7 protein-coding genes are annotated in these 8,852 nt (G+C 45.3%); 2 read left to right on the plus strand and 5 right to left on the minus strand.

Annotated features, from left to right (window positions below; all coding sequences use genetic code 11):
* Positions 1 to 9: 9 nt before the first annotated feature.
* Positions 10 to 1,695, plus strand: a complete 1,686-nt coding sequence (treC, locus tag CAG68_RS03930; RefSeq protein WP_086046562.1) for an alpha,alpha-phosphotrehalase — start codon at positions 10 to 12, stop codon at positions 1,693 to 1,695.
* A 99-nt stretch (positions 1,696 to 1,794) separates the two neighbouring features.
* Here the strand turns inward: treC and CAG68_RS03935 are convergent, their stop codons facing one another.
* The 3 genes from CAG68_RS03935 to CAG68_RS03945 all read right to left on the minus strand — a co-directional run bounded on the left by CAG68_RS03935 (position 1,795) and on the right by CAG68_RS03945 (position 5,039).
* Entirely contained in the window at positions 1,795 to 2,694 is a 900-nt protein-coding gene (locus CAG68_RS03935) for a hypothetical protein (protein WP_017635673.1), read from the minus strand.
* A 131-nt stretch (positions 2,695 to 2,825) separates the two neighbouring features.
* Entirely contained in the window at positions 2,826 to 4,346 is a 1,521-nt protein-coding gene (locus CAG68_RS03940; RefSeq protein ID WP_017635672.1) for a winged helix-turn-helix domain-containing protein, read from the minus strand.
* 90 nt (positions 4,347 to 4,436) lie between these two features.
* The gene (locus CAG68_RS03945) at positions 4,437 to 5,039 is read right to left on the minus strand and encodes a YitT family protein (protein WP_017635671.1); all 603 of its coding nucleotides are present in this window, start codon (positions 5,037 to 5,039) and stop codon (positions 4,437 to 4,439) included.
* 347 nt (positions 5,040 to 5,386) lie between these two features.
* Between CAG68_RS03945 and glyA the strand changes: the two genes are divergently transcribed.
* Positions 5,387 to 6,637 (plus strand): serine hydroxymethyltransferase, encoded by a 1,251-nt coding sequence (glyA, locus tag CAG68_RS03950; protein ID WP_005381985.1) that lies wholly within the window; start codon positions 5,387 to 5,389, stop codon positions 6,635 to 6,637.
* Positions 6,638 to 7,083: 446 nt separating this feature from the next.
* Here glyA and lipA read toward each other — a convergent pair whose 3' ends face one another.
* Together lipA and lipB are read right to left on the minus strand one after the other, a co-directional pair.
* Entirely contained in the window at positions 7,084 to 8,049 is a 966-nt protein-coding gene (lipA, locus tag CAG68_RS03955; RefSeq protein ID WP_005391329.1) for a lipoyl synthase, read from the minus strand.
* A complete protein-coding gene (lipB, locus tag CAG68_RS03960; RefSeq protein WP_005384137.1) occupies positions 8,046 to 8,708 on the minus strand; it encodes a lipoyl(octanoyl) transferase LipB in 663 nt (220 codons plus the stop codon). Before lipB ends, lipA begins: the two co-directional genes overlap by 4 nt.
* Positions 8,709 to 8,852: the final 144 nt, after the last annotated feature.

Below are 8,852 nucleotides of genomic sequence, written 5' to 3' on the forward strand. Positions count from 1 at the left end.
GTGTTAGAAATGGCTATGACCAAGCATGATGAGAGCTGGTGGAAAACCGCAACCATCTATCAAATTTACCCAAAAAGCTTTTGTGACAGTGGCAGTAAAGGCACGGGCGACATCAAAGGGATCATTTCTAAGCTGGATTATCTTAAGCATCTTGGTGTGGATGCGATTTGGCTGACGCCGGTTTACCAATCGCCAATGATCGACAACGGTTATGACATCTCCGATTACTACTCGATCAATCCACAGTTCGGCACTATGGAAGATTTCGATACTTTGCTAGCAGAAGCGCATCAGTTGGGCATTCGTATCATCATGGACATTGTAGTGAACCACACGTCGACAGAACACAAGTGGTTCCAATCCGCACTGGGTGATAAAAACAGCCCATACCGTGATTACTACATCTGGAAAGATCCGGTAGATGGTGCTGAACCAAACAACTGGCAATCAAAGTTTGGTGGCAACGCTTGGGCGCTGGATGAAAAAACAGGCCAGTACTATTTGCACCTTTTTGCTAAAGAGCAAGCGGACTTAAACTGGGAAAACCCAGTAGTGCGTGAAGAAGTGAAAGAAGTCATCAGCTTCTGGGCAGAAAAAGGAGTGGATGGTTTCCGTCTCGACGTTATCAACCTGATTTCCAAGCAGCAAGATTTTCCAAGTGACGATATTGGTGATGGTCGTCGTTTCTACACGGATGGTCCACGTGTGCACGAATACCTTCAAGAGATTAGCGAATCTGTGTTTCAAAAATACGGCAGCGTGACGGTGGGTGAAATGTCTTCCACCACGCTAGAGCACTGCCAGCAATATTCTTCGCTAGACGGCAAAGAGCTATCCATGGTGTTCAACTTCCATCATCTGAAAGTCGATTATCCAAATGGTGAAAAATGGACCAAAGCGCCGTTTGATTTCATTCAGTTAAAACAGATCTTCAATCATTGGCAAACCGGCTTAAATGGCAAAGGGTGGGGGGCGTTGTTCTGGTGTAACCACGACCAGCCACGCGTTGTCAGCCGATTAGGTAACGAAGAGCAATACCGTGTTGAATCTGCCAAGATGCTTGCGGCATCAGTGCACATGATGCAAGGCACACCTTATGTTTACCAGGGGGAAGAGATCGGCATGACCAACCCGGGTTATACCGAAATCAGCCAATATCGTGATGTTGAAAGTACTAACATGTACGACATCATGGTCAACCGTGATGGTGTATCTCATGACGATATGATGGCGATCTTGGCACAGAAGTCGCGTGATAACTCACGTACACCAATGCAATGGAACAGTGCAAAACACGCGGGCTTTACTGAGGGCACGCCTTGGCTTGAAGTGGCGAAGAATTACACTGAAATCAATGCTGAAGCTGCGGTTGCCGATTTAAACTCGGTGTTCTACTTTTACAAGCGTCTGATTGAACTGCGTAAACAGGTTCCAGTGATCACCGATGGTCGTTACGAGGACCTGCTGCCAGAGCACAAACGTATTTTCGCTTACGCTCGTCAGAACGATAAGCAAACGCTGCTGTGTATCAATAACTACTATGCTGAAGAGGTGGAATGCGTTCTGCCAGAACGTTTTGATATGAGTAAAGCGAAAAACTTGCTATCTAACTATCAAAACTCAGCGAGCGCAGTCGCGTCAAACCATCAAGTGTTACGACCTTACGAAACTCGTATTTTATTGATAGAAGAATAAACTCGGGTGTCATCACCCCTAAGATTGATGTTCGAGATGAAGGCTTTGGTGTGCTCCCCAAAGCCTTCTTTTATTGAGATATCTCTAAAAAATGCGAGCTTATTTTGTTTCAATCGCTGTTAGCTGCACTTTCTCTTCGTTGATTTGTACTTGTTGTACTTTCAGCAGTTCAATTTGTTCAATCAGACCTAAGCTCGGATTAAACCAACGTTCTGCCGAAGTGGCGAACTCCATTGAGTCCATATCATCACAGTTTAGGTTGTAGATGTTCTCTTCCATCAGGTATGCCGCTTCAATTTTCTTGCCTGAGATCGAGAACGCTTTACGCACACCAGTCTCTCGGATTTGCTGTTGCCAAACCACTTGGCAAGATGCTGTCATAGGAAGGTTTTGTACCCACTCATGATCTTCAAAACGGTCTAGAAGGTTGTGAACTGCGTAGCCTGTAAGAGTGGTTTGCAGAGACATAGTTTCTTCACCGATGTCAATATTCGGGCTTTTCTCTTTTACGTCGTCACCGTTTAGGCGGAAAATCGGACTGCTGTGCATAAGCATGGCAATAAACTGATGACCAATGAAATAAGCGTCAGTGATTTCATGGAGTGCACCATCTGATCCTACAAAGTAAAGCGTATTGCTCTCTTCGTCGTCGTTGTACTGCTCGTCTGAATAGTAGAACTGTTCGGCGCCGTAGTTCACCAAGTCATTAACCAACTGGACCATTGCCTCGCTGTTTGGGATTTGTGCCAATGCTGCCAATATTTGCTCGCGATCCATCGCTTGGAAGCTCAGTTTCATGTCGCCTTCTGGTTGGCCATCCAAGCTAAATGCGTAGTTTAGCTGTGTGCTTGGCGTGGGAGCGAAGATTGAGTTGTGAATCGAGACGTCGAAACTTTCTTGAGGCACTTTGTTTGGATTCGCACTGCCAGAAGACGAACCTCCGCCACAGCCGTAAAGAGCCAGAGTTGCTGCTGCGATAAGCGTCATTTTGTTTAGCATGGTTTACATTCCTGATTGATAAGGCCGCTTCATGTTGGGCCGTTGCTTGAATGCGAGCATGCTAAGTTCAGCGAGAGAAAAAGGGCAAAAAACAAAAGCTAACAGGGGTTAACGAAAGCTTAATTTTATATTTAGGTCTTTGTTTTATTGGTGGTTATTTCGTTGGCCACATTAGTGCAATACTCGTTAATGAGCGCTTTCCATCGGCTTATGATTTCTTGATCGGTCACACTAACATGCAACGTTTTCCACGGTTGGAGGCAAGTCTCTTTTGATTCAGATTGAGAAAGACGCTCAAACAAGGTTTCGGAAGGTAAAACGCGCAGCAGCGCCACCAGTGATTCCATGTAGTTGAGACGGAACTGTTCAAGTTTGTTCTGCTTGTAAGCAATGTGAGACACAAAGGTATAAATCAGTGCGTTTTGGATACGTGAGTCGCCATCTGGTGTCGTTAACAGGGCTTTTGCCCTGTCTAAGTTACCTAATTTGAAATGCAATAGACCTAACCAGAGGCTCAGCTCATCTGGCAAAACATCAAACGACGATTGTACTTGAGTTAAATACGCTTCCAGCTTTTGATGTTCGTGCTCGTATAAGGCGAGATGTCTTGCCGTTGTTATAGCCGCAAACTCATCAGATTGTCGGAGAGGTTGGCTAGAAAAGGCATTCTCGAATAACATTTTTTTGTGAAGATCCGAAAGCTGCCACGTACTTGCCGAAGGTGCAGGCAGATTGAAGTATTGCGCGACATCCGAGTGCATTTGGAAAATATCCGATTGTAGGTCAGATAAACGCAGTGTGTACTCATTGCGAAACGCCAGCTTGCCCGTCGCAGGATAAATAAGGTTCATCTGCGCTTTCAAGATGCCTTGCTCTGCGCCGTCTTTTAACTCGATATTGAGCTCGTAGTCGCTGGTCTGCATGTTTCGTGCGCCAGGGAAATATGGCGTATGACCGATAGGATCAAGAAAGTAACTGGGAGCATCTTGGTTGGCGATGTCGGTGTATGGATATTCGACCTGTTGTTGCAGCAAGATGGCTTTGACCAGTATGCGGTATTTTCGCGCCTGAGAGCCGATTGAATCGACACGGTTGAGTAGTAGCTCGACTTTGGGAATCAGTAGTTGATGACGTGTTTGTTGTGTTGAGATTTCTTGGCGTTGCCATAACAAGCTTGCGAGCGTCACGCTACAAACTGCAAGTATGGCACACAAGCTATAAGCAAAAATCAGCTTGAAGTTCTTATTCCTCGCAACCTGAGTTGGGATAACGCGTCGATGGCTTTTCGCTGGTGGCACCAAACGAATATTGGCAGGGTTAAGAAAGTAGCCTTTGCGGGGGTAAGTGACTAAAAGCTTAGCGGCATCGTATTCGGGTAAGTACTGCTGTAGCAGGGCACGTAAGGTGCTAATGCGGTTCGTGAGCACATTCTTAGAGATGAACTTGCTCTGCCAAATGGTTTCAATAATGGTGTCAGCAGAGAGTGGGTGGCCAACGCTTGTTAACAGCAGTTCTAATAATTCAATGGTGCGAGGTTCAAGATCAATCGCGATAACATCTTGATGAAGGGTCTGTGTCTTCGGGTTATAGATCAGCTCTCCAATCGCAATACAACTGTGAGTCTGTTTAGCTTGTTGCAGAAAGTCGCGCATACCGTACCGATCTATTTGGAAATCGCGAAGTATTATATAGCGATTGGAGCGCGAAATCTTATAAATCGCGCTTCAATCATTATCAAAAATTTATGAACCGTAGGTCACGGAATAGCGGTGCGGTTTGTGGTTCATCGCTAACACGAGATTGAGTGCAAACGCCCCCAAAATTGAAAGGCCAATCACTTCTGGTGTGACAAAGAAGAATGAAGCAAACAGGATACATGCATCGATTGCCATTTGGCTTTTGCCAACTGAAATGCCAAATTTGTCTTGGATAAACAAACACAGCACGTTAAAGCCACCCAAGCTGGAGCGATGTCGGAATAGGATCAGCATACCGAGCCCCATTAAAAGTCCGCCTGCGACGGCGCAATAAACTTCATTTACCGATTCGAGCGAGATTAGCAAATAAAGATGATCGGCAAAGATAGAAACCAACGCGCCAGAAATGGCACTATTAATGGCGAAATGACGGCCGAAGCGTTTCCATGCTAGTAAGTAAAAAGGACTGTTTGCTAAAAAGTACAGCACACCAAAGGTAAAAGGTGTAAATTGGCTAATAAGCAGAGCCAATCCAGTCGTGCCTCCCGTTAGAAGGTTCGCGGATTGGAGAAAGAAAACGCCTTGAGCTACTAAAAAGGTACCCGTGAGAATCGCTATCCAGTCTTCTTTTAATGAGTGTTTTTCCATCAATGTTGCAGTCATTAGTGATAAATAAGGCGTGCATAGTAGTAAAAAGATGATCTTTTCGGTAGCTAGAGGGTAAAATTTACGGTAAACCTATGTAATTGCTGTTTTACAGGGTGTAAAGCACAAATTTGACAGGCAATAGATTGTCGTTATGCGATTGCAATGCTGGCATGGTAAACATTGCTTGTCATCATGAAAAAACTGCATGAGAAAAATTGTAAATTTCTCTTTATGACCTAAATCAAATTATGTAGAATGCGCGCCATTAGGGTGACGAAAACGTTTGCGTTGGGTCATTCAACAGTTTTTTTGCAACTTTCAGTACTAATCTGAGTCAGGAGATACAGATGCTTAAGCGTGATATGAACATCGCAGATTACGATGCGGAACTGTTCGCAGCTATCCAGGAAGAAACCCTTCGCCAGGAAGAACACATTGAACTTATCGCTTCTGAAAACTACACAAGCCCACGTGTAATGGAAGCGCAAGGTTCTCAGCTAACGAACAAATACGCTGAAGGCTACCCAGGTAAGCGTTACTACGGCGGTTGTGAGTACGTAGATAAAGCTGAAGCACTAGCAATTGAGCGTGCATGCCAACTATTTGGTTGTGAGTACGCTAACGTACAGCCTCACTCAGGTTCTCAAGCAAACAGCGCAGTTTACATGGCGCTTCTTAACCCAGGCGATACAGTTTTAGGCATGAGCCTAGCGCACGGTGGTCACCTAACTCACGGTTCACCAGTAAACTTCTCTGGTAAGCACTACAACGTTATCCCTTACGGTATCGATGAAGCTGGTCAAATCAACTACGACGAGATGGAACAGCTAGCACTTGAACACAAACCTAAGATGATCATCGGTGGTTTCTCTGCTTACTCGCAAATCGTTGATTGGAAACGCATGCGTGAAATCGCTGACAAAGCAGGTGCTTACTTATTTGTTGATATGGCGCACGTAGCTGGTCTTATCGCTGCCGGTGAATACCCAACACCAGTACCGCATGCTCACGTGGTAACAACAACGACGCACAAAACACTAGCAGGTCCTCGCGGTGGTCTTATCTTGTCAAATGCTGGCGAAGATATGTACAAGAAACTGAACTCAGCAGTGTTCCCTGGTGGTCAAGGTGGTCCTCTAATGCACGTTATCGCTGGTAAAGCAGTAGCGTTCAAAGAAGCGATGGAGCCAGAGTTCAAAGCTTATCAAGCTCGCGTAGTGAAAAACGCAAAAGCAATGGTTGGTCAGTTCCAAGAGCGTGGCTACAAAATCGTATCTAACGGTACAGAAAACCACTTGTTCCTTGTTGACCTAATCGACAAAGATATCACTGGTAAAGACGCAGACGCGGCACTAGGTGCAGCAAACATCACTGTAAACAAGAACTCAGTACCAAATGACCCACGCAGCCCATTCGTAACGTCTGGTATTCGTGTAGGTACGCCAGCGATCACTCGCCGTGGCTTCACTGAAGAAGATGCAAAAGAGCTAGCAAACTGGATGTGTGACGTTCTAGATAACATCGGCAACGAAGAAGTTATCGAAGCGACTAAACAGAAAGTGCTAGAAATTTGTAAGCGTCTACCAGTTTACGCATAACTGCTTTTCATCGAGTGAGTCGATTTCGGTGTCGAACATACTCATTTGCTCGCGCAAACTCCGTGTGTTCTCCTAGAACTCGACTCATCTATTTTGAACATTGATATACTAAAGGTCCTCAATTGAGGGCCTTTTTGTTTGTCTGGCGTTTGGAATGAGATATAGCGAAGAGTGTGTGATAAGGAGATGGCTACCAACACTGTCCCTTTCAATATATCCAAACCGCGTCATTCCGACGAGCCTAGGCGAGAGCAGGAATCTTGTTGAGGCACACTCTTTTACTCAGCGTTTCCCTAAAAATCATCAGTATTCTGAAAACAGATTCTGAATCACGCTCGTTCCTCGCTGTTCAGAATGACGGAGGTAGAATGGCTTTTTATCATCATTTGACAGATACAAAAAAGGTTGGCACTGAGCCAACCTTTCTTTTGAAAACAAACGAGAGCTTACTTAATCTCGATACCTTGAGCCTGCATATCGGCATGGTAAGAAGAGCGAACAAATGGACCACACGCTGCATGCGTGAAGCCAAGTTCTAGTGCAACTTCTTTTAGCTCGTCAAACTCTGATGGTGGAACGTAACGTTCTACTGGCAAGTGGTGACGGCTTGGCGCTAAATACTGGCCTAGAGTCAGCATCGTTACGCCGTGTGCGCGTAGATCTTTCAGTACTTCGATGATTTCTTCTTTGGTTTCACCAAGACCCATCATCAAACCAGACTTGGTCGGTACATCTGGATGCTGCTCTTTGAACTTCTTAAGGAGCTCAAGTGACCATTTGTAGTTCGCACCTGGGCGAGCTTTACGGTAAAGACGTGGCGCGGTTTCTAAGTTGTGGTTGAAGACATCTGGCGGATTGTCTTTCATTAGATCAAGCGCTACATCCATGCGACCACGGAAGTCAGGAACCAGTGTTTCAATCTTAATATGCGGGTTTAACGCACGGATCTCGCGGTTACAATCGGCAAAGTGTTGTGCACCGCCGTCACGCAGATCGTCACGGTCAACAGAAGTGATTACTACGTATTTCAGCTTCATATCGGCAATGGTTTTCGCCAGTTTTTGAGGCTCTTCTGCTTCCGGTGGTAATGGGCGGCCATGAGCAACGTCACAGAAAGGACAACGACGAGTACAAATAGCACCTAAGATCATGAAGGTTGCTGTACCGTGGTTAAAACATTCCGCTAGGTTCGGGCAAGATGCTTCTTCACATACGGAGTGAAGTTTATTCTTACGCATCGCCGCTTTGATGTCTTGAATTCGTTGGCTGTCGGCTGGTAGCTTGATCTTCATCCAATCAGGCTTACGTAGCACTTCTTTCTGCTCTGTAGGCATGTTCTTTACGGGAATCAATGCCATTTTATCGGCGTCACGATATTTAACGCCTTTTTCCATCTGGATTGGTTTGCTCATGCTTTATTACCTTGAGAAGGTGCTTCTGTGCTGAATTCTACTTGCTCATAATCGAGCAAAGTAACGAGTTCTTCTATTAATTGTTTTTCTACGGCTTCTACATTGTCTGGGCCGCCAAATTGGCTGACCTGAACCATTTCCATACCTTCATAACCACAAGGGTTAATACGCAGAAACGGTGTTAAATCCATATTTACGTTCAAGGCTAAACCATGAAACGAGCATCCTTTACGAATGCGTAAACCGAGAGAGCATATTTTCTTACCGGCAACGTAGACACCTGGTGCGTCAGGTCGCGCGGCTGAGTCAATATTGTATGCTTTTAGCGTGTTGATCACGAGGTTCTCGATTGTGGTAACGAGATCTCGTACACCTAATTTTTTGCGGCGTAGGTTGATCAAGAAGTAGGCGACCAACTGACCAGGGCCATGATACGTAACCTGGCCTCCGCGATCACTTTGTACAACAGGAATATCGCCAGTGTTAATCAAGTGCTCAGCTTTACCTGCCTGTCCTTGCGTAAATACTGGGTTATGTTCTACCAACCAGACTTCATCACGGGTTTCTTCTGTGCGTTGGTCGGTGAACTCATGCATCGCCTTCCATACAGGCTCATAGTCTTGGCGGCCAAGTCGTTTTACAACAAGTTGGTGTTGCATGGGAATTCCTGTTGCTAATATATAAAGTTTTTGGATTATAAACCGGATAACCCTGATGCTCTACCGCTGCGTAACAGATTTTTAACTGAAAGCGATGTAAAGCCTCGTTATCTCTTTGATAAATAAAAAGAAAGCAGCCAAGGC

The organism is Vibrio sp. V42_P2S4T144 (genome assembly GCF_009904715.1).
GTDB classification, from domain to species: domain Bacteria; phylum Pseudomonadota; class Gammaproteobacteria; order Enterobacterales; family Vibrionaceae; genus Vibrio; species Vibrio alginolyticus.

Bases quoted from the DNA above. Each gene is read 5' to 3' on its own strand.
- treC (WP_086046562.1), top strand. From the start codon at position 10: ATGGCTATGACCAAGCATGATGAGAGCTGGTGGAAAACCGCAACCATC.
- lipB (WP_005384137.1), bottom strand. From the start codon at position 8,708: ATGCAACACCAACTTGTTGTAAAACGACTTGGCCGCCAAGACTATGAG.
- lipA (WP_005391329.1), bottom strand. From the start codon at position 8,049: ATGAGCAAACCAATCCAGATGGAAAAAGGCGTTAAATATCGTGACGCC.
- CAG68_RS03945 (WP_017635671.1), bottom strand. From the start codon at position 5,039: ATGGAAAAACACTCATTAAAAGAAGACTGGATAGCGATTCTCACGGGT.
- glyA (WP_005381985.1), top strand. From the start codon at position 5,387: ATGCTTAAGCGTGATATGAACATCGCAGATTACGATGCGGAACTGTTC.
- CAG68_RS03940 (WP_017635672.1), bottom strand. From the start codon at position 4,346: ATGCGCGACTTTCTGCAACAAGCTAAACAGACTCACAGTTGTATTGCG.
- CAG68_RS03935 (WP_017635673.1), bottom strand. From the start codon at position 2,694: ATGCTAAACAAAATGACGCTTATCGCAGCAGCAACTCTGGCTCTTTAC.